The organism is uncultured Fibrella sp., from assembly GCF_964250085.1.
Lineage (GTDB): Bacteria > Bacteroidota > Bacteroidia > Cytophagales > Spirosomataceae > Fibrella.
Window position 1 is genome coordinate 78902 of sequence record NZ_CAXUEC010000007.1, and the last position, 21199, is coordinate 100100.

Annotated in this window: 17 protein-coding genes; all 17 read right to left on the reverse strand. The window is 50.5% G+C overall.

Going from position 1 to position 21199, the window contains the following annotated elements:
- The 17 genes from ACFE8Q_RS20495 to ACFE8Q_RS20575 all read right to left on the reverse strand — a co-directional run bounded on the left by ACFE8Q_RS20495 (position 1) and on the right by ACFE8Q_RS20575 (position 21146).
- Positions 1-1641, reverse strand: a complete 1641-nt coding sequence (locus tag ACFE8Q_RS20495) for a hypothetical protein (RefSeq protein ID WP_375447304.1) — start codon at positions 1639-1641, stop codon at positions 1-3.
- Positions 1642-1728: 87 nt separating this feature from the next.
- Positions 1729-3270, reverse strand: a complete 1542-nt coding sequence (locus ACFE8Q_RS20500) for an ArnT family glycosyltransferase (RefSeq protein WP_375447305.1) — start codon at positions 3268-3270, stop codon at positions 1729-1731.
- 102 nt (positions 3271-3372) lie between these two features.
- Positions 3373-4713 carry an NADH-quinone oxidoreductase subunit NuoF gene (gene nuoF, locus ACFE8Q_RS20505; RefSeq protein ID WP_375447306.1) on the reverse strand — a complete coding sequence of 447 codons (1341 nt, stop codon included), beginning with the start codon at positions 4711-4713 and terminating at the stop codon, positions 3373-3375.
- 9 nt (positions 4714-4722) lie between these two features.
- Positions 4723-5223 (reverse strand): NADH-quinone oxidoreductase subunit NuoE, encoded by a 501-nt coding sequence (nuoE, locus tag ACFE8Q_RS20510; RefSeq protein ID WP_375447307.1) that lies wholly within the window; start codon positions 5221-5223, stop codon positions 4723-4725.
- 10 nt (positions 5224-5233) lie between these two features.
- A complete protein-coding gene (gene nuoD / locus ACFE8Q_RS20515; RefSeq protein ID WP_375447308.1) occupies positions 5234-6478 on the reverse strand; it encodes an NADH dehydrogenase (quinone) subunit D in 1245 nt (414 codons plus the stop codon).
- A 72-nt stretch (positions 6479-6550) separates the two neighbouring features.
- Positions 6551-7051, reverse strand: coding sequence for an NADH-quinone oxidoreductase subunit C (locus ACFE8Q_RS20520; RefSeq protein ID WP_375447309.1), 501 nt, complete (start codon positions 7049-7051; stop codon positions 6551-6553).
- 31 nt (positions 7052-7082) lie between these two features.
- The gene (locus ACFE8Q_RS20525) at positions 7083-7628 is read right to left on the reverse strand and encodes an NADH-quinone oxidoreductase subunit B (protein WP_375447310.1); all 546 of its coding nucleotides are present in this window, start codon (positions 7626-7628) and stop codon (positions 7083-7085) included.
- Positions 7629-7647: 19 nt separating this feature from the next.
- Positions 7648-8022, reverse strand: coding sequence for an NADH-quinone oxidoreductase subunit A (locus ACFE8Q_RS20530; RefSeq protein ID WP_375447311.1), 375 nt, complete (start codon positions 8020-8022; stop codon positions 7648-7650).
- Positions 8023-8068: 46 nt separating this feature from the next.
- Positions 8069-10282 (reverse strand): sialate O-acetylesterase, encoded by a 2214-nt coding sequence (locus ACFE8Q_RS20535; RefSeq protein WP_375447312.1) that lies wholly within the window; start codon positions 10280-10282, stop codon positions 8069-8071.
- A gap of 99 nt (positions 10283-10381) precedes the next feature.
- Positions 10382-13996: a sialate O-acetylesterase gene (locus ACFE8Q_RS20540; protein WP_375447313.1), complete on the reverse strand. Its 3615-nt coding sequence runs from the start codon at positions 13994-13996 to the stop codon at positions 10382-10384.
- A gap of 100 nt (positions 13997-14096) precedes the next feature.
- On the reverse strand, positions 14097-15104 hold the full coding sequence (gene obgE / locus ACFE8Q_RS20545) for a GTPase ObgE (RefSeq protein ID WP_375447314.1): 1008 nt from the start codon (positions 15102-15104) through the stop codon (positions 14097-14099).
- An 86-nt stretch (positions 15105-15190) separates the two neighbouring features.
- A complete protein-coding gene (locus tag ACFE8Q_RS20550) occupies positions 15191-15772 on the reverse strand; it encodes an adenylate kinase (protein ID WP_375447315.1) in 582 nt (193 codons plus the stop codon).
- Positions 15773-15889: 117 nt separating this feature from the next.
- Positions 15890-17689, reverse strand: coding sequence for a tetratricopeptide repeat protein (locus ACFE8Q_RS20555; RefSeq protein ID WP_375447316.1), 1800 nt, complete (start codon positions 17687-17689; stop codon positions 15890-15892).
- A gap of 96 nt (positions 17690-17785) precedes the next feature.
- A complete protein-coding gene (locus ACFE8Q_RS20560; RefSeq protein WP_375447317.1) occupies positions 17786-18676 on the reverse strand; it encodes a PstS family phosphate ABC transporter substrate-binding protein in 891 nt (296 codons plus the stop codon).
- Positions 18677-19042: 366 nt separating this feature from the next.
- Positions 19043-19870, reverse strand: a complete 828-nt coding sequence (locus ACFE8Q_RS20565; RefSeq protein ID WP_375447318.1) for an energy transducer TonB — start codon at positions 19868-19870, stop codon at positions 19043-19045.
- Positions 19871-19873: 3 nt separating this feature from the next.
- Positions 19874-20407 (reverse strand): ExbD/TolR family protein, encoded by a 534-nt coding sequence (locus ACFE8Q_RS20570; protein WP_375447319.1) that lies wholly within the window; start codon positions 20405-20407, stop codon positions 19874-19876.
- Between the two features lie 112 nt (positions 20408-20519).
- Complete coding sequence (locus ACFE8Q_RS20575; RefSeq protein ID WP_375447320.1) at positions 20520-21146, reverse strand: ExbD/TolR family protein; 627 nt, start codon at positions 21144-21146, stop codon at positions 20520-20522.
- Positions 21147-21199: the final 53 nt, after the last annotated feature.

The window sequence follows — 21199 nt, forward strand, 5'->3', positions numbered from 1 at the left end:
TCAGTGAGGGTGGGGGGTATGTACTACTGAAGGTAGTTGACGCTGAACAAGCACGTACTGGTCGGGCTTGTCAGTATTGTATCGAACAAAGTCTAAAGCAGTTGGATTGGCAATGAGATTGGCAAAGAAGGGGTCCTTCTGATAGATATCCAGCATGTCGGGCCGAACGTGAATACAGTTGATGGTAAACTGCTTGAAGAACGCCTGCATATCGTCCGGATGGTATCGTTCCAGGTACCAGAACTTCCAGTTATCGCCCAGGTAAAGATCGTACATAAGTGGTGCGTTGCCCGTCATACTAATCGGCCCTTTTACCGGAATTTTCTGCAAAAAGCGCAATAGATCAACCGTTGGCGTTGGTTGAGGCTGGTTATCGGCCCGCCAATAGGGAGCCAGGAAAAGAAGCAGAATAGCGCTAAAGGCGGCATATCGGGCGACCCAGGGGAGGCTGGGAATTGGCAACGAACGAAACCTGAATGCCTGTAAGACAACCCCAACAAGACTTAGATAGAGCATAATCTGAAACAGGATATAGTGCTCGCGGGGGTAAATCAGGATGCAGGAAATGTAGGTAGACACCAGCATAACGGCCACGCACAGCCAGTACCACCCGTGTTCGCGCAATCCCTGCCAGACATTCCGTACCGTTTGCGTCCAGTTGGTTAAACCTACCAGTGCCACGACTATGGCAATCAGTACGTAACGACGGCCTGGAAACACCAGCAGCGATAACCAGGGCCTGATCAGTATATCGAATAGGTTTATGCCCGTGCTTTTGATCAGATTGGCGATATTGGCACCAATATGACGCATGAACAGGGCTGGATTTAAGAAGAAGGCGTCGGACATCGATGTAACTTCCCGCCCAAACCCGTGCTTGATGAACGTACCTGAATGCATCCAGGGCGACGCGGGAATCTCGGGATGCCAGACCGAGTAGTTCAGCGCAAAATGCTGTCCAAAGGCAATCACGCTACGCCCGCCTGCCAATGGCGAGCCGAAGATCAGCACGAGTGCAGCGCCCAGACCCATAATGCCAATCAGAGAATAAGGAACCGGCTGAGCTATCCGACGGCGTTGCCAGGCATAACAGGCCAGCGCAATACCACAAAGGAGCAGGAACGACAGAAAAAACTCGGGGCGGCCATAGGCAGCCAGCAAGGCACTGAAGGCGGCAACGGTTAGTTTTCTGACTGGTGTGGTTTGGTAATTGGCCGCAATCAGTCCACCCATCAGGAAAAGCATGGTAAAAACCGATACCTTGGGTTGTAACGGAAGATTGAGCTGACAGAAGAGAAAGCAGATCGACAGCACCGCGCTGATGAGCACATTCACCCTCAGGCTTCGGAATAAAAAGTAAAAGAGCAGACCAGGCAGAACAGACAGCAATGTGCAGTTCACGTAATACGTATCAATCACATCACCTGTAAAACTATGGATCAGCAAGTACCAGGCACTGAACAGCGGAGCCATCTGAATGGGAGGCAACTGGTGCCAGGTAGCTAGTAGCCCATTATGAAAATACACATCGTCGTCGGTGGCAACAACATCGATACGCTGGGTAATTTTATAGGTCAGCACTAAGCCACTTAGCAGTACAAAAAGGATGCCCGCAAAATCCTTCACTCGTCCGGTAGGCATAATGGGTAGTGGTAATGAAACTGCAAGTTAATGCTTTACGCGTATCAGGCCGAGAATTATGAGCGTTCGGGGGAACCGACGTCCGGCTCAACTGGTTTTAAGCCGGTAAATCTGGTAGCCGTCGATCACTTTTTCGAGCGTGTACTTTGCCGGGTCGAAATCGTAATCAAAGGCGTTGAAGTGCAGCGGACCCGGTTCCGGGAGGATAATATATTTTACGTCGCCCCGGGCAACGAGCGCATTGAACGAGCTGTAATCGAAGGTTTTAGCTTCGTATAGTAACCGCACCACGTCGTCCTGATAAGCCAGTTGGTGGCGAAACAATAGCTGCTGAAGCATCCAGCCACGCTCATGTGCCCCCATAATCACCAGTGCCTTATCCTGCCGGGTGATACGCGGTTGAATGTAGGCTTGCACGTGTTTCTGCTCCACATAGTCATTGTCCAGTTTCGAGAAGTTCGTTTTGGCGTACGTCTCAATTTGCTGACTCGTCACATACAACATGCCCACCATGATCAGGGCTGGAAACAGGTAGTATGAAAATCGACGTACCTGTTGCGCCATGAGGTATTCGTAAAAAAACCAGGCAATCGCCAGATGGCTTACGTAACCGAACTCGTGGAAATAACCAATGCCCGCCCCATATTTGAACGTGGTGCCAAACGAGAAGCCGAAAAACAACAGCGTGCTAATGCCTAAAAACACTTTACGGTTGTCTGTTGCCCTGACGAACCAGGAAATGGCGATCAACAGGCTGGTAATCAGCATCAGGCTGAAAGCGGGAATCATGTGTTTGAAGGTGTTGTAATAGAACCAGCTAGGCATGACGGGTACGGCAATACTGCCAAACAGGTTCAGAAAAAACAGCCGGGGTTGCCCACCGCTGAAGAGCATCATCAGTACTACAAATACGCTGGCCATGATGGGCACCAGCCTGACAAGCGCAGACCAGCGGCGTTGGTAGATCAGAAACCCAAGAATGACGATGCTATGAATCAGGCCACTTTGTTTGGAGAAAAAAGCAAATACGGCAAATACACCGGCCAGCACAACGTACCTGTTCCAGTCGGTGGGCTCTTTGGCGGCCCTCAAACCCGCATACACGAAGCAGACCGTGCTGAAAAACAGTAGACTATCTACCCGTGAGTTGGTTAATAGCCATTGTTGAAGGAGCGCAAACAGGCTGCACACCATGAGCAATGAGAACGTTGTGGAAACGCCCAGTACCCGTCGGGCGGTGTAGAAAGCGATGCCCATAGCCAGTAATACCAGTCCAAACGAGACCATCCGGCTCAGAAACTGAATCCGGTAAATTTCGGCCGGGTCCCAGCCAAGCAGGCGGTACGGAATGCCCACCAGGTAGTAATAAGCCGGCGAGTACTGGGCGATGAAGTAAGGCGGCTGATCGGGTTCGGCGAACAGTGGCATTCGGTCGGCTACGATCTGCACACCGTAGGTACTGCTTCGTTCACTACCTGAAAGGTCCGGGTGGCGGCTAACAGAAAATGCAGTCTTGATTACCAATAGAATCACTACACACAAGACGCTGAAAGACAGCGCAATAGTATGAGCATTGTTCTTGACGAAGTTGTAAATTGAAGTAACAAAAGCAGGTGGAGATGTGTGCATCACGTTGCTGAAACGGCAGGTACGTACAGAAAAAGAAGGGGCAACCTACGTACGTAAGCTGCCCCGGTATAGTCAATGATACTGATATGACCTGATCATCGGTTATACCAATGACAGATGACCCTGATACACGGCCCCGGGCTGAGTGGCCTCAAATGGATTGGTAATATGCCACTCAAACTCATCGCGGAAATGACGAATAGCACTGGCAACAGGCCAGGCAGCCGCATCACCCAATGGGCAAATCGTATTCCCTTCAATTTTCTTGGCAACGTCGACAAGCAGGTCGATGTCGTGCATACTGCCGTGGCCGTGTTCGATCCGGTGCAGTACTTTTTCCATCCAGCCCGTTCCTTCGCGGCAGGGGCTGCACTGCCCGCAGGATTCATGGTGGTAGAACCGGCTGAAATTCCAGGTGTTGCGAACGATACAGGCGGTTTCGTCGAAGACAATAAAACCACCCGAACCCAGCATGGTACCCGTTTGAAAACCACCTTCCGACAACGATTCGTAGCTCATCAGGCGGGGCTCGCCGTTGGCTAACTTCAACGACAGTTCAGCCGGTAGAATGGGTACCGACGACCCGCCCGCAACCAGTGCTTTCAGATGATGCCCATCGCGAATACCACCGCACCATTCATCGGAATAAATAAATTCTTCGACGGGTACGCCCAACTCAATTTCATACACACCCGGCTTTTTGATATGGCCCGAGGCAGAAATCAGTTTCGTGCCCGTGCTACGACCAATGCCGATGCCTGCGTAGGCATCGCCACCGTTGTTGACGATCCAGGACGTTGTGGCGATAGACTCTACGTTATTGACTACGGTAGGACACTGATATAGGCCTTTTACCGCCGGGAAAGGCGGTTTGTTGCGTGGGTTTCCCCGCTTGCCTTCCAGCGATTCGAGCAAAGCCGTTTCTTCGCCACAGATGTAAGCACCACCACCGGGCTGTACAACCAGTTCCAGATCATAGCCGCTTCCCAGGATGTTTTTCCCCAGAAAACCCGCCGCCTTGGCTTCCGCAATCGCTTTTTCAAGAATACGGATCACGTACATCAGTTCGCCGCGTACGTAGATAAACGACGTATTGGCGCCCAGGGCAAATGACGAAATGATCATCCCCTCGATAAGCAGGTGGGGAAGGTTCTTCATCAGGTAGTGGTCTTTGAATGTACCCGGCTCCGACTCATCCGCATTGCAGACAAGGTAACGGGGCACGCCTTCGGGTTTAGCCAAAAAGCTCCACTTCATGCCCATCGGGAAACCTGCGCCTCCCCGGCCACGTACGCCAGCCTTCTTTACTTCTTCCACTACACCCTCGGGCGTCATGGTTTTCAACGCTTTCTCAACGGCCGAATAACCGCCTTGCTTCCGGTACACATCGAATGTTTCGATACCAGGTACGTTGATGTGCTCAGTTAATATCTTCTTACCCATAACGAAAGGTTATTTTGACAGCTCGGCTATAATCTCATCGACACGCTCGTTGGTCAGGTTCATGTAGTACTGCTCCCGAATCTGAAACACAGGTCCCATGCCGCAGGCAGCCAGACACTCTACCTCTTTCACCGTAAACAGGCCGTCGGCGGTAGTTTGGCCTGCTTCTATGCCGAGTGTCTGTTTCAGGTGATCGTATACTTCTTCGCCACCCATCAGGCAGCAGGGGCCGGTACGGCAATATTCGATGACATGCTTGCCAACTGGGTCGAGGTGGTACATCGTGTAAAACGAAGCCACCTCATATACTTCAATAGGTTGAATATCGAGCAGGCCAGCTACCATGTTCATGCCTTCGGGGCTGGTCCAGCCTTCCTGCTCCTGCAATAAATGAAGCAGCGGTAACAAAGCTGATTTCTGCTTGCCAGCCGGATAGCGGGCAATAATTTCTTGCGCCAGCGTCAGCCGCTCGGGCGTGAAGGCAACATTAGGGTTCGCTTCGGTGGTCATGAATGATTATCTATGCGTCTAATTCACCTGCAATTACATTCAGGCTACTCATGATAACGATGGCATCTGATAGGGTGGTGCCTTTGCACATCTCTGGAAACGCCTGGTAATAAATGAAGCTTGGCCGGCGGAAGTGCAGCCGGTAAGGCGCCCGACCGCCATCGCTGATCAGGTAAAAACCCAACTCGCCATTGCCGCCTTCTACGGCATGGTATACCTCGCCAACGGGGGCGTCAATTTCACCCATCACAATCTTGAAGTGATAGATCAGGGCCTCCATGTTCTTGTATACTTCCTGCTTTGGCGGCAGGTAATACTCAGGCGCATCAGCGTAATAGGGTCCGTCGGGCAGTTTATTCAGCGCCTGCTCAATGATGCGCAGACTTTGCCAGATTTCCTCGTTGCGCACCATGAACCGGTCATAGGTATCGCCGCTTTCGCCAACGGGAATTTCAAACTCGAAATCCTCGTAAGACGAATACGGGTTCATGGCCCGCACGTCGTAGTCAACACCGGCAGCGCGCAGGTTCGGGCCTGTAAAGCCGTAACTCAGGGCGCGTTCAGCCGTAATCGGTCCTACGTCTACTACACGGTCCATAAAAATCCGGTTGCGATTGAAGAGTTTTTCAAACTCCTTCATCACCGGCGGGAAATCTTTCAGGAACTTCCGAATCTTGCGAATTGCCTCGGCCGACAGATCACGCTCCATGCCGCCAATACGACCCATGTTGGTCGTTAAGCGGGCACCGCACATCTCTTCGTAGATCTCATAGATGTTTTCGCGCTCTTCAAACAGGTAGAGAAAACCGGTAAAAGCGCCGGTATCTACGCCCAGGATGCCGTTGCAGACAAGGTGATCCGAGATGCGGGCCAACTCCATCATAATGACCCGGATATAGTCGGCGCGCTTTGGCGTTTGCACGCCCAGAAGTTTCTCTACGGTCATCATCCAGCCGAGGTTGTTGATCGGCGATGAACAGTAGTTCATCCGGTCGGTCAGCGTGGTGATCTGGTAGAAGGGACGCCGTTCCGCAATTTTTTCAAAGGCCCGGTGGATGTAGCCAATCGTTTGTTCGCCCGACACGATTTTCTCTCCATCCATTTGCAGGATGTTCTGGAAAATTCCGTGGGTAGCCGGGTGCGTAGGCCCCAGGTTCAGCGTCGTCAGTTCGTTAACGTACTGAATGGGGCCTTCCGGTGTTGCCGGCGTATTACGTGCACCAACGGCGTCTATACTAAGATCTTCAGTGGTCATGGTACAAAGAGTGAAATAGTGAAAGACTGATTGGCCGCCAGATGCGCGCTCTTTTAGTCTTTCGCTCTCTATTTATCGTCCAAACAACGCGTCAATTTTATCTTCCCGGGTGCCGTCTTCCAGTGGGTACTGTTTGCGCATCGGGTGGTAATCCATCTCTTCCATGTTCAGAATCCGGGTCAGGTTGGGGTGACCGTCGAACTGAATGCCGAAGAAATCAAAGGTTTCACGTTCCATCCAGTTGGCCGAGGCATACAGCACCGTCATACTTGGAATGTGCAGGTCAGCTTCGTTCAGGAATACTTTGATACGTACCCGGAAGTTCTCGGCCAGACTGTGGGCGTGATAAACAACACAGAATTCGCGACCCGGCTCATCAGGATAGTGGACGCCGGTTATATCAGTCAAAAAATTGATCTGATACGTCTTATGTTCTTTTAAATACCGCAGAATAGGAACAATCTGTTCCCGTGATGTCGACAGCGTAAGAAGGCCATAAGGCTCATCAAAATCGTACACGTCGGCACCAAACTGCTTAATCAGGTCTTCGGCTACGGCCTGGTTTGTGAGCATAGGGGTGGGGATTTTTACTAGAAGAGGCCGACTACTGAATGCCGTATGAATTCAATAGCAACTGATACTCTTCGGTGTTACGGCGGCGTGTTGATTCGTTACGGGCCATTTCCTGAATTTGCATCAACCCTTCAATTACCTGTTCGGGGCGGGGTGGGCAACCAGGTACGTATACGTCGACGGGGATGATCCGGTCGATACCCTGAAGTACGCTGTACGTGTCAAAAATACCGCCGCTGCTGGCGCAGGCTCCCATAGCCATCACCCAGCGGGGTTCGGCCATTTGCAGGTATACCTGTTTCACGATCGGGGCCATCTTTTTAGCGATTGTTCCCATCACCATCAGCAGGTCGGCCTGCCGTGGCGAGAAACTTGGACGTTCAGAACCAAACCGGGAAATGTCGTAATGTGATCCCATGGTGGCCATGAACTCAATACCACAGCAAGAGGTGGCAAATGGCAAAGGCCAGAGCGAATTTGCCCGGGCCATACCAACAACTTTATCGAGAGAGGTAGCAAAGAATCCTGACCCTTCGTGGCCTTCTGGAGACGCTACCATCTTAACAGATGATGACATAATAAAAAGTTCAGGGTGATTATTCCCAATTCAAAACACCTTTCCGAATAACGTAGTAGAAGCCAGCCAGAAGCAGACCCATAAACAGGATCATCTGAATAAATCCGGTGGTACCTAGCTTCAGGAAGTTAACAGCCCAGGGGTACAAAAAGATTACTTCTACGTCGAATAAAACGAAGAGAATAGCGATCAGGAAGTACTTGATCGAAATGGGGGCGCGGGCATCGCCCTGCGCTGGAATGCCACACTCGAATGGATCGTCTTTTTTCTGGCTATGGCGCTTCGGGCCAATACTGTGGGTAACAATCATCGTGGTGACGATGAATCCCAGAGCCAGGCCTAGCTGAATAAAGATGGGTATATAATCGGAGGGCAAATACGATGCGGTGTTCATACGACGAACGGGCTTTATTACGATTGCAAGTTAGGCATAAAACGGCTTACTGTAGAATCAGAACGCGACGAGCTACGTTGAAGCCAGCGGTTTTTAAACGAACAATGTACTGGCCGGATGTAAAACCAGCTACACTGATCAGCTTCCGTTCGTCGAACGAAGGTACTCTGGCTGAGTAAACCAATTGACCGGCTAGCGTATGTACTGTTAAATCAACGTTTTGCAGGTTTTCGATGGTCTCAACAGCAATGTAACCGTTTGACGACGGGTTTGGGTAGACGCTCAACCCCTCTGAATTCTCTGTAGAGACAAATTGTATCTCATTCGAGAAATTGGAGTAACAAGTCAGGTTAGGCACACCGGCCAGCGTGAATGTTGCCTTCGACCGGGCCGAATACGTACCTGTGATGACTACTTTGGCTACCGCGCTGTTTTGATTGTTGAGCAGTGTGGTACCCCGACGCCAGTCGAACTGTTCATTGTTAGGGTAACCAGGCAGGGTAGCCTGCAAGCTATAAATGCCAGACTGCGTGATCGAAGGCGTTACCAACTTGGGGCGAATAGTAAGACTAATGCCGGGCGAGTTGGCTGAGCGGCAACCATAGGGGTTTATGGCTCTCACGCTGTAGGTGCCTGCATTTCCTATATTTAGCACTTTCTGGTTGATACCATTATTCCATTGCGCCGCACTTTGTGCAGGTACGTTAGCCACAAGCGACAACACAGAGTCGGCGCAGATTTGCTGTTGAGTAGCGGCAACAGCACTGCCCTGGCTGGCCACTGACACCGTAGGAACAACTGGTTGAATGGGCGCTCGCACGTCAATCTTTGGCGAGAGGTACGTGTTGCCATACGCATCTTTCAGCGTGGCTTCATACTGCCCTGGCTGCGTGACGGTTAGGGTACGGCCTGTTTGGCCGGTACGCCAGGTATAGCTGCTATAGCCCGTAGGCAAACTTATGTTTACGCTGTTGTCTGACGGACCGCAGGCTACCGTAGCAACTGGCTGTGGCTGTGGAAGTAATGGAATCGCACTGGCGAAAAATACGGGGCTCATACTTTGATACCACGCATTGGCCAGTTGAATTAGCCCATCGCCGGAAAAGTGAACACCATCTGGGCGGTTTGGCTGAATATTATCGGTAAAGGGTCCCGCATAGACGTTGTTATTAAAGGAGTTGATTACATCATTCTGCCCCAGAATTACTTTGTCTGAGACAAAGCTGGTGTCTGCGCATAGTTTTTCGCAGGCTGGGTTACCGTTGCATTTAGCAATACAGCCAGGCGAAGGAAAGCCCGTCCGCGAGGCGCGGGCCAGCATCCAGGCCGGGTAGCGGTTTGTGTCGAAACGAGTTTTGCCAACCAGGCTTTCGAGTGCTTGTCGGTAGGCGGTACGTTCAGTTTGCTGCGGGAAATTATCGAATTCGCCCTGGTGCCATAACACGGCTCTCAAGCCCTGCAATGAACAGTAATAGCGCAACGCAATACGCAGGTTGGCATAGGGCATTCCTTTGGGCATATTCTCATTTGGTGTGCCAAGCGCAAATATGTTCTTCGTGGTCTTATCGTCGAAGCTTTCGATCCAGTTCTGAATGGTTGTGGCCGCCCAGGCTGTGTTGATAAACAATACAGGTACGTTGTACTGTTGAGCCAGCAGGTCGCCCAGTCGGCCCCAGCACCAGGCACTTTGCCCCCGCATACCAATCACTGACGTAGCACTTAACTGCTCGAAAACGGGCGCAGGCGGGTCGGCCAGTGAGTTGGCGATGGTGTTGTTGTAGCTAACGCAGTTTACCCGATCATCGGCCGCACCGATGGCACCAAAATCCTGAAATCCCTGTGCGTTTGACTGACCCGTGATGATAAACACCTCGCCAATGCCCACTTTACGAACCACATCGGTAGCTATGACAGCTCCATTGTAGAAGCCCTGGACTTCCAGCCGGTACCACCCGCCCGTTCCTTTTATTCGTCCCTGAAAAATGCCGCCCTGAACAGATCGTTGCAGCGTTCGCCATTCCGTGTTGATTCCCTGACCGGCCACTTCAGCGATTAAACGTACCTGAAGGCTGTCGATGGGTTGATAATACGAGCCAGATACATAGATGGTGCTGGTATTGTCGTTGTCGCGCTGAAAAACGGCTCTGCTCTCAGGATATGTAATGTCTATACCGGTAGCTACTGTTTGAGCCAGGGCTGAAGACGTAAATAAACAAGCTATAAGTCCGTAAAAAATCCAGCGTATAGAAATGCTTTTCATAAGTTAGTTGGAGGTAATCAAGCGACGGTCAATACCCGAAGAAGCCCACTGGTGCTATTACCAGTAGGCCACAAAGTTAACGTGTTCAGCCGGTGATTATTACAGACCTATCTGTACACGCTTCGTCACTTTAGTACCTCCCGACTGGATTAGGATCAGGTATGACCCCGGAGATAGCATAGACAACGAAATCTGTCGGCGTCCATCCAGCAATGTCGGTGTTGTTTGATAGACCTTTTGCCCGCTCAGTGTGTACACCGTAACCGTCGTGTTGCTCAGATCAATCAGCGTTTCGATCAAAAAGTTACCATCAGGATTAGGGTTCGGATACAGGCTGATATTCTGATTGCCGATGGGTAGCTGATACGTAAAACTGGTAGAGGGTAATGATAAACAAACCAGCGAGGGCGCATAGGTGATGGCGGTTCGTGCACTATACACACCCGTTTGCGCCACACGCAGTTGAGCCGTAGCAACAGTTAACGAATCGGCATCACGCTGCCAGTAATATCGTTCGCTCGTGGGCGCACCACTGGCCTCCAGCAGGTACGTGCCAATTTGGGTTACCTGTGGGGCCTGCGGCCGAAGACGCGTGTTTGTGGTGATCGACAAACTAGTGGGCGATACGCAACCGTTGGTATCCCGAACGCGAGCTGTAAAGACGCCCGGACGCATAATAACCAGCGTTTGCGTGGAATCGCCGGTCGACCATATGGTACGTAATGATGAATTTGTTTGTAAGGTCACGCTGCTACCTTCGCAGAACGTAAGGGCTCCTCTGGCCGTGATGATAGGGGCCGCTGGCAACGGATTTACGAGAACTACCGCAACGTTCGACTGGGCCGATTCGCAGTTGAACTGGTTCCGGGTTCGTAACGAATAGCTTCCCATTTGGTTGACACCGATACTACGCGTAGTTTGGCCAGTACTCCAGAGATAGGCGGCCTCAATGGTTGAACTTAGCGTTACTGACTCATTAGCGCAGAATGTAGTGGAACCGCTGGCCGTTAGGCGGGGCGTTTCGGGAAGCGGATTCACAACCACCTGCACTATGGCCGAAGGCACCGACACACAGCCGTTAGCATCCGATACGGTTAAGGAGAAGTTACCGCTTTGGCTAATAGTTACCCGTTGGGTTTGCTCGCCGGTACTCCAGTTATAAGCTACCCCAGGACTTGCCACCAGTACAGTGTTAGCACCCTGACAGAATGTTGTTGCCTGCGTACTGGTAATAGTTGGCCGGGCCGGAAGCGGGTTTACGGTTACGTTGATGGGACCTGAGCGCTCTGAAAAACAGTTGAACTGATTTCGGGTACGTATCGAATAACTACCCGATTGGTTTACCAGGATACTTTGTGTAGCCTGTCCACTGCTCCACTCGTAATTGGCTTCCGGGCTGGACGTCAACGTGACGGATTCGTTGGCGCAGAAAATAGTTTTACCGCTGGCTGTCAGTTGCGGTGTAGCCGGTACCGGATTGACCAGCACATTTACCACGTTCGAGGGGGCCGATACGCAGCCGTTTCCATCTGAAATGGTGAGCGAGTAGCTGCCCGACTGGGTTACGGTTAGGCGTGAGGTACGGGCTCCATTATTCCAGTTATAACCAGCGGCCGACGTATTGGCTACGGTCAATACGGTGTTATCGCCCTGGCAAAACGTGGTGGCTCGCTCACTGCTGACAATAGGGGTAGCCGGTAATGGATTGACGGTTACAGCTACCACATTTGATGGCACAGACGGGCAGTTGAACTGATTTCGGGTTCGAACCGTATAACTGCCCGACTGGTTAACCACGATGCTTTGCGTAGTTTGCCCATTGCTCCACTCGTAGTTGGCTTCGGGGCTGGCGTTCAGCGTCAATACCTGATTGCCACAGAACGTAGTTGGCCCGGCAAAGCTAATAGACAACGGATTTGGGCGGGGGTTAACGGTAGCATTAACGACCACAGAAGCAGGCGAAAGGCACCCGTTCTCGTCGGCTACTGTCAGCGAATAACTGCCCGTTTGGCTAACTGTTATGCGCTGCGTAGTCTGCCCGTTGCTCCACTTATAACTGGCGGCCGGGCTAGCGAGCAGTGTTGTATTATCGCCCTGACAGGAAGTGAGTGCTCCTTCTGTTGTAATGGTTGGCTTCGCCGGGAGCGGATTAATAGAAACGGCGATTGAGTTAGACGTAAACGTACAGCCACTGGCGTCTTTTACCGATACGGAATACGTACCTGTACTGGTCACGCTGATCGTTTTACTAACCGATGAATTACTCCAGACAAAATTCTGATCGCTGCTTGTGGTTAGGTTCACCCGACCGTTCTCACAGAACTTAGTTGGCCCGTCGGCCTGAATGGTTGGCGCAGCCTGTAACGTAATTACCGGGGTATAGTAGAGGTTTCCGAGCGCATCTTTCACCTTAGCGCGTATGGTACTACCCGCCGGTTTTGTCACTGATTGACTTGTTTCTCCAGAATCCCAAAAGACCTGCTGATAATTCGTGACGGAATACGTAACCGCGTTGTTGCCTGCGCAGGCAACAGTCAGTATTGGCGGCGGTGCCGGGTTGGCAGGGATGGCGTTGCTGAAAAACGCACTGGTCAGGCTGGCATCCCAGGCGGCAGCTACTTCCTTTAATCCTTGATTATCGAAATGTGTATCATCAAATAGGGGTGCTCGTGATCTGGGAATCTGAATGAGATCAGTGTTAGGGCCAGCAAACGTATTGGGTTTATTAGCAATGGCCAGATTTTGCCCGTCGATTATGTTTTTATCAGACAGAAATCTATCGGTATATGATGCACGGGCAACTACCCAAGGTACATTTTTACCTAAATCGGTCCGACTCTGATCAATGACAATCTGTAGTCTTTCTGCATATACGTTTGCAGGGGTATCAAACTGATTGTCAGCTTCGCCGTGTTGCCAAAGGATAGCCCGGACTCCCATCATATTGGCATAATTCTGTAAGGCTAGTTTTAGATGGAAATAGGGTTGTTTGGGAGGATAATAAATAGGAACGTAATCACTCAACGTTCGCTCACCGGTCGCTGTCTCCGCCCAGTTTCTAATGGATGTTCCATAAAAGGCTGCGTTAAAAAATAGCACAGGTACGTTCAGCCGTGCTGTCAGTAAATCACCAAGTGGTCCCCAGCACCACGAGCCAATTCCCCATGGAGCAATATCATTAGGTCCATCCAAGTGCGAAAAAACAGGGACAGGAGCATCAGCTGGATACTGACTATCATTATACTGAAAAATGACACTACTAACCCGGTCATCTTGTGCTGACACACCATCACGCCGTTCATTTTCGCCTAGTCTCCCTGCATTAGACTGGCCAGCAACGATAAATACTTCGCCTACTCCAACGCGCTCGACCGTTTGCGTGCCTACCTCCTGGTTATCGCGCATGAGCCGAACGGATAGGTTATACCAGCCACCCTGCATGGTCAACGCACCTGTAAACACGCCCCCCTGTGGATTGGCGACAATAGTTTGCCAATCTGTAGAAGTACCCTGCCCATTGCGGGCTTCGGCCCGGGCTTCAATTCGCGTGATGCTGGTCGAATACGTACCCGTGATACTGACCGAAGCGTTGTTGGCTGTATTGCGCTGAAAAACGGCCCGGCTTAGCGGAAATGTAACCTGAAGTTGAGCGAATGCACCAAAAGTAGTGAGCAGACAAAGAGTTAAAGTGCAACTAAATGCGAACTGTTTCATGGGCAAATGAGCGGCCATTTGTCAAGCGTTATCTAGAGCGACCACACGCTTGTTTGAGTTACGGGTTCCTAAAGAACTGCGTAACTCGTGAAAATTATAATCAGGTTGGATCAACAGGTGTAGTCAGCGTTTTCCAAAGCAGGTCTTTCAATTCAATCAATCCATACTGTTGAATTGATGAAATAAATACAGTTGGTACATTAATCGGCAGATTACTTCGTATCTGGTCTAGTATCTCATCATTGGCCAGATCTATCTTCGTAATGGCAAGTATTCTTGTCTTGTCGGCCAGTTCAGGGTTGAAAGCGACTAACTCGTTCGCCAATACCTGATAGTCGGCCGCTATATCCTCACTTGTCGCCGGAATTAGAAAGAGCAAGACTGAATTGCGCTCTATATGCCTTAGAAAACGAAGGCCGAGCCCTTTACCTTGTGAAGCCCCTTCGATGATACCAGGAATATCAGCGATAACAAACGATTTGTAGTCCCGGTAAGCCACTACGCCCAGATTGGGAACCAGCGTTGTGAAAGGATAGTCAGCTATTTCAGGCCGCGCGGCTGACAGTACAGAGAGCAGGGTTGATTTACCCGCGTTGGGGAAACCGACTAATCCAACGTCGGCCAGTAACTTTAATTCCAGTATAACCCACTCTTCGCGTCCCGACTCGCCGGGTTGGGCGTGCTGAGGCGTTTGTTGAGTAGACGATTTAAAATGACTATTGCCGAGGCCACCACGTCCGCCAGGCAGCAAAATGATCTCCTGACCGTCTTCAGTCAGTTCAGCCATCACCTCGTTGGTTTCGGCGTGGCGGGCTATCGTTCCTAGCGGTACCTCAATATAAACGTCTTTGCCTTCGGCACCGGTGCGCCTCCCTCCTTCACCACCGTTTCCCGAGTCTGCCTTGATATGCTTTTGGTACTTTAGGTGTAGCAGTGTCCATAACTGCGAGTTTGCCTTAAGGATAATGTGGCCTCCTCGTCCGCCATCGCCGCCATCCGGTCCGCCTTTGGGTACGTGCTTTTCGCGCCGAAAGTGCATAGACCCCGCGCCGCCATGTCCCGACCGGCAGTTGATTTTTACGTAATCAATAAAATTGGATGAAGCCATGAAGTAGCCGTTAGGCTGTTTAATTGTTTATGTGTGGGCTGTTCGCAGCAATGGTGCATTAAACGTAAAACACATGAACAGCGTACTCAACTGAGTTGTGCCTGCTGAATTTTTTGGCAGACCAACTCAAAAATGTCATCAATTGTCCCGACGCCACTAATGGCCGCATACTTACCCTGTTGCGCATAATGTTCGGCGACAGGCATTGTCTCGTTATTATAGACGCTAACCCGGCGTCTCGCCGTTGCTTCATCTTTATCATCCGGTCGACCAGATGTTTCACCTCGCTTCAATAAACGACGGATCAGTTCTTCTTCGTCGACAACTAGGGCCACCATTGTAGTAATGCCTGTTTCATGATGCGCCAACAGGTCGTCAAGTGCTTCGGCTTGTTTTACCGTACGTGGAAAACCATCGAAGATGAAACCGGCAGCGTCTTGATTATCAGTCAGTTTGCTTTCAATCATACCAATCACGACTTCATCAGGAACCAACAGACCCTGATCCATCAATGATTTGGCCCGCAGACCTAACTCCGTTCCTGCTGCAATCTGTGACCGCAATAAATCACCCGTTGACAGATGAACGAGTTGGTACTTCTGAATTAATTTTTCACTCTGTGTGCCTTTGCCGGCACCCGGCGGACCAAACAGTACAAGATTGAGCATACGGCTACAAGGGGGGATGCTAGGTTGCGTTTGAAAAAAGCAACGGCGACAAATTTACAAAACGAAAAGGCGCGGACAAACCTGCCCGCGCCTTCCGCTCAAACTCGTTACTAACTATTACTTAGCTGATCCTTTTTTAGGAGCTGCTTTCGTGGCTGGCTTTGCGGCCGGTTTGGCTGGAGCCGGAGGCGGTGTAGGATTCAAAAATTCTTTTGCATCCTTGTCGTTCGGGTCTAGCTCGAGTACCTTATTGGCATACTCTTTCGCCTTGGCATCGTCTTTCTTGGCAATGCTGTTGTTGATCAGATACCGGTAGGCCGTAATCAGGTATTTACGGTTCTGCTCACGAGTTGTAGCGCCAGTTTCAGGGTTTGCCTGAGCTGCCAATGCCTGTTCGATGAACTTCTCATAGAGAGGAACCGGAGCACCGCTTACCAATGACGCTTCGCGACCATTGGCAAAGTAGGTTGCCTGTGCCCGGTAATAATACGCTAATGGATAAGGAGTCCCGATTTTTTCTGCATTTTCTGCCAGGCGAGCAAAAGCCGTATCTGCCTGCATGAAGGCCAGCTTACGGGCAACCTGCTGCTGTGCGGTATCAGCAATCAACTTAGGCACTTGAAGACCATACTGATAGTAAGCCAAACCAAGCCTTAAATAATCATTGTTGCTTGGCTTTTTCTCCATACCGATGGCCTGCTGCATGTAAGGAGCCGCTTTGTCGTACCGCTTATTAGCGTAATACTTATCAGCCACCTCTTTGTACAGGTTCTCAGTTGTATCGCTTGGAGCTGCTTTCAACAGATTTACGATACCCAGCGAATCGCCTTCAGGTGTACCAAGTTGCGCATAGGCACGGCCAAGGTATTTGTAATCGTCAAAGATTACTTTCTGAGGAGCTGTGCTAACAAACTTGTTCAGCGACTCAACAGCTACGTCGTTGCGGCCCAAAGCGAAGCTTGACCAGCCAGTCATCCGATCAATGATCGGGTCTTTAACTTGTCCTTTCAGCTTGTCAAGGTAGTCGAGCGACTTCTGGTGATCGCCCGCCAGGAAGTAGTACTTGGCTACGTTTAGCAGCAACTCAGGATCTTTAGTGCCGCTTTTCTGAACGTACTTATCGTAAATGTCCGACGCTTTCTTATAAGCTTTAGAACCTACAAGTGCGTCTGCATATGACCGATACGTAGGGGCGAATTCAGGGTCGGCAGCCAGTGCTTTCTCGAAAAACTCCTGAGCCAGCTTATACTGTTTACTGCGCAGATACAACTGGCCAATTTTGGCGTTGGATTCAGCTTTCGTTGTGTTATTGGCTGCAGCGGCTACTGCTCCATCAATTACTTCTTCGTAACGACTTACGGCTGGTCCACCTTCATTCCGCAGGGTATAGGCATCGCCCATCGCCATTGGAATCTCAACGTTCTGATTCTTCTTGTCCAATACCTTGGCGCGCTCCAGCAATTCGATAGCACGAGCTGGATCATTAGCACCTTTGTCGCCTTCAAATAGCGTGTACATCTCACCGGCACGGAACAGAACGTCGCTGTTTTTGCCTTTTGTGGCGGCAACAGCCTCGTCTGTTTTAGCTTTGGCGGTAGCCAAATCTTTCTTGGTCAAGGCTACACCGGCCAGACCAACGTTATTGAGCTGATTCTTAGGGTCAGCTGCTAATCCTTTCTCGAAAGCCGCTTTGGCTTCATCCGGCTTTCCTGTTTTCAGCAGAAAATAGCCCAGATAAAACTGGTTCTCGGCGGTTGGAGCCGTTGACGCCAATTGCTTGAACGTTTGTTCGGCCTTCGGAACGCGCTCAGCTTCAAGGTCTTTCAAACCTGATGCAATATCCTGAGCGGTGGCTGGTACCAACGTTGCGGCACCTATGAACAAGGTAGCCAGCAGGGCGTTTTTGGGTTGGTTCATTCGCATTCGTAGGTTGTTAAAAAAACGAAGGGTGCTTTAATCGTAAAACAAGCCGCAAAACTAAAAAATTGCGTGTAAACAGAAAAAATTGACTGCTTATCTAAAACGCACTTCCCTATTATACGGTACCTGAGGCCAAAGCCCTAATTTTTCGATAAGCAGGCTTCCCGCATCCCTAATCAGGTAATTGGTTAGTCCACTACCGAGGCCAGGGTGGGCTTCACGGCTCAAAATATACACATCGCGACGCAAAGGATAGTCTTTTAATCCTAAGGACTGTTGAAAAGGCTGAAAATAATCAGCCCGTGAACCGGGATTTTCCTTCTCGGAAAGTCCCACTACCCGAATGTCTTTCGACAATTCTGCCGATAAAGGCCCATCACCGTCGCTAATCCAGTTGACACCGATAAAACCGATGGCATCGGGATGTTGCCGAACGTAATCAATCACGCCCCGATTCGAATTGGCGGTTGTAATGCGCAATCCGTCGAGCTTTTTAACCCCAAACTTGGTCAACACATAATCAAGGTTGCTCGAGTTTGGGTTATCAAATACTAATGTTACCGGGGCCAACTGGTTTCCTCCCTTTAACTGCGACCAGAGCGTAATTTGTTTGGTAAACAGTCCGGCCAACTCCTGCACAGTCATTAACGAGTCTGTATTCGCCTTATTAATAATCAGGGCTACACCATCCGTAGCAATCCGGGTAGCTGAGCCGATGATCTTGTGCTGATCCAGCCCGCGTTGTTCGTTCGCATTCAGTTTTCGCGACACAATGCAAATCCGCGCTTTGTCTTCAAGCATTAGACGGATTGCCTCCCGCTCTGGTTTAAAGACCAGTTCAAATTTTGTTCGTGGATAGAGCAATTCGTAGGTCCTCGTAATTTCTTCCGTTAACGGTTGGTACGATTCGTCAGCGGCGACCGTAATCTGGCCCTGCGAAGGGCTGTCCAGCTTTTTCTCTTTCTTGCAACCTGTCGCGAGCAATACGAGGGCAAGAAGGCTGGAAAAAAGGTATGTGCGTGAGATCACTCTTGTTGGCGGTAAGACAGAGAAACCGTTGCCTGTACACCCGTTAGATGCGCTGGCAACGGTTTTTTCATAGTAGGATGACTCATTTGTACGCAATCTATTGATCGCGAAACTGTTGATAGGCTCGGTAGGCCCGGTAGACACCGTATACGATCAACAGAACAGCTAGTGCATAGCGCAAAGGCCCTTCTAAAGCGGCGATCCCAAAAGACTGAGAGGAGGCCATCAGTGCGATGCCTCCTCCCAGATATGCGACCGATGCCAAAACCGACAAAGTAAGTCGGAGCGTTTCGGCAAGGCGATTAGTGTCGCGGTTCATGCTTACTCTAACTGGAAGCTAATTGGCAGGTTGTATTTTACACGAACTGGGCGGCCCGACTGTTTGCCTGGCTTCCACTTTGGCATTGACTTTACAACCCGAACCGCTTCTTCATCGGTACCAAAGCCAAGGCCTTTCAGCACTTGAGCGTCGGTAATCGACCCGTCGGTATTTACGGTGAAGCTTACAAACACTTTACCCGAAATGTTGGCCCGCGAAGCGGCAGCCGGGTATTTGATGTTCTTGCCCAACCAGGCGTACATAGCTGCCTGACCACCAACAAACTCCGGGTTTTGTTCTACTACCGTGAAGACTTCATCGTCTTTAGGAGCAGGTGCCTCAACCACTACTTCGGCTTTCGATGGACCAGCAGATTCTTCTGGCGCGGCAATAACTTCTTCAGCGTTAGGGTCGCCTTCCTGGGTTTTCTCCGCAGCTACGGCTTCCTTCAGTTCTTCAACGGCAGGAGGTGGCGTTTCTTCGGGTACTTCTTCGTCAGGCTTTACTTCCGGCGGCAGGAATTTCACCGTGTTCACCTTCGGCAATTCAACTGGTGGTGGTGGCGGTGGAGGCGGCTCGTTTGGATCGATTGGCGGCGGTGGCAGCTTCATCAAATCCACCTCCACCATTGCTTCTTCGGTCTTTTCTGGCGTCAGAATATCGAGCAGCGTTGGCGCAAACAGGGCCAATGCGGTGATTGCTGAACCGATGATAAGCGCACGAGTAACAACAGCGGGATAGCCTTTGCGTAGGGCGTAGGCACCATAGGCCTTATTCCGGTCGGCAAACACGATATCATCGAGTGTTGCCTGATTTGGGTTTTCTGCCATGGCTTAGATCTCTAGTTTTACTTTGTCTTTCAACAGCGTCTTCTCATCGTCTGTCAATACATCAACCAGCGCATAGCGTTTGATTTTAATGATTGCCATTTCGTCCAGAATATCTACCATGTTTTTATAAGTAGACTCTTTCGTTGGTTTTAGCACTACGACGAACTTATCAGCTGGTGCTAATTTTGCGCTTTCCTGGATCGCCTTACGAAGGTCGTAGCCCATTGAAACGGTTTTAACTTCTGGATCTTCCGACGCCGCCTTACCCATGATGTAGTAAGCTTTGTTGTCTTTACCCAGAAAAACCGTCATTACGTTGGAGGCCTTTAGCGGCTCCGTTTCTTCTTTCTGTGTTTTATCCGGTACGTTCAGCGTCATCGAGGATGGTTTGCTGAGGGTGGTAGCCAGGATGAAGAAGGTAATCAGTAGGAATCCGAGGTCAACCATCGGCGTCATATCGACACGGGTTGATGCTTTCTTGGACCGTACCTTACCACCATCATGCTTGCCACCACCACCGGTGCTAATTTCTGCCATGAGAAAAAATGTTTTAGGTGTTTATCGTTTCTAATCGTTATCCATTCATTGGATGCAACTGTGTGTTGAATTCCACAAAACGGACAGGACAAATAGATAAACTACGTGTCTATTAGTCTGCTTTCCAGCCTGCTGGCGGAGCTTCCGTACCCGTAATCAGGTTGAACTTGTTGATGTTCTGCGCCTGAAGCGTACTCAGAACATTCTTGAAGTTCGTGAACTTGGCCAGGTTATCACCTTTAAGCGCAATCCGGAGGTCGTTATTAGCCTTGCGGCTGTTATACACCCAGTCTTTAAGCTCATTGGTTGGACCTGCACCCGTAGTATCGGTTGGAATGCCGGGCTGCTTCACCTTGGCCTGCTGCTCTTTAGGCAGGTTCAGGTATGATTTTAGCTGGGCAATGGGCATACCAAAGTTACTCATCAGCGCAAACTCTTTCTTCTCTTTGTCATTGAACGTGATGCCTTTGGCGGCAGCTACGTTCTCGAGCATAGCGATACGGGTTGGCTGTCCATCCACACCGAAGTAGATCTTACCTTCCTTGTCGAGGGCAATCGTCATGATGTCCGTATCGGGCACCTTGATTGACGAGATCGACGAAGGTGTTTCGATCGCGGCAGCATCCTGCGACCGAAACTGGGCAGTCAGGATGAAGAAGGTGAGTAGCAGGAAGGCTACGTCACACATCGCTGTCATATCGACTGATGAACTGGCCCGTTTAACTTTAACTTTTGGCATTGAATTGTTCCGTTAAGGGTAGGCCCACCCGTCTGAGCGGGCCACCCGTGTTA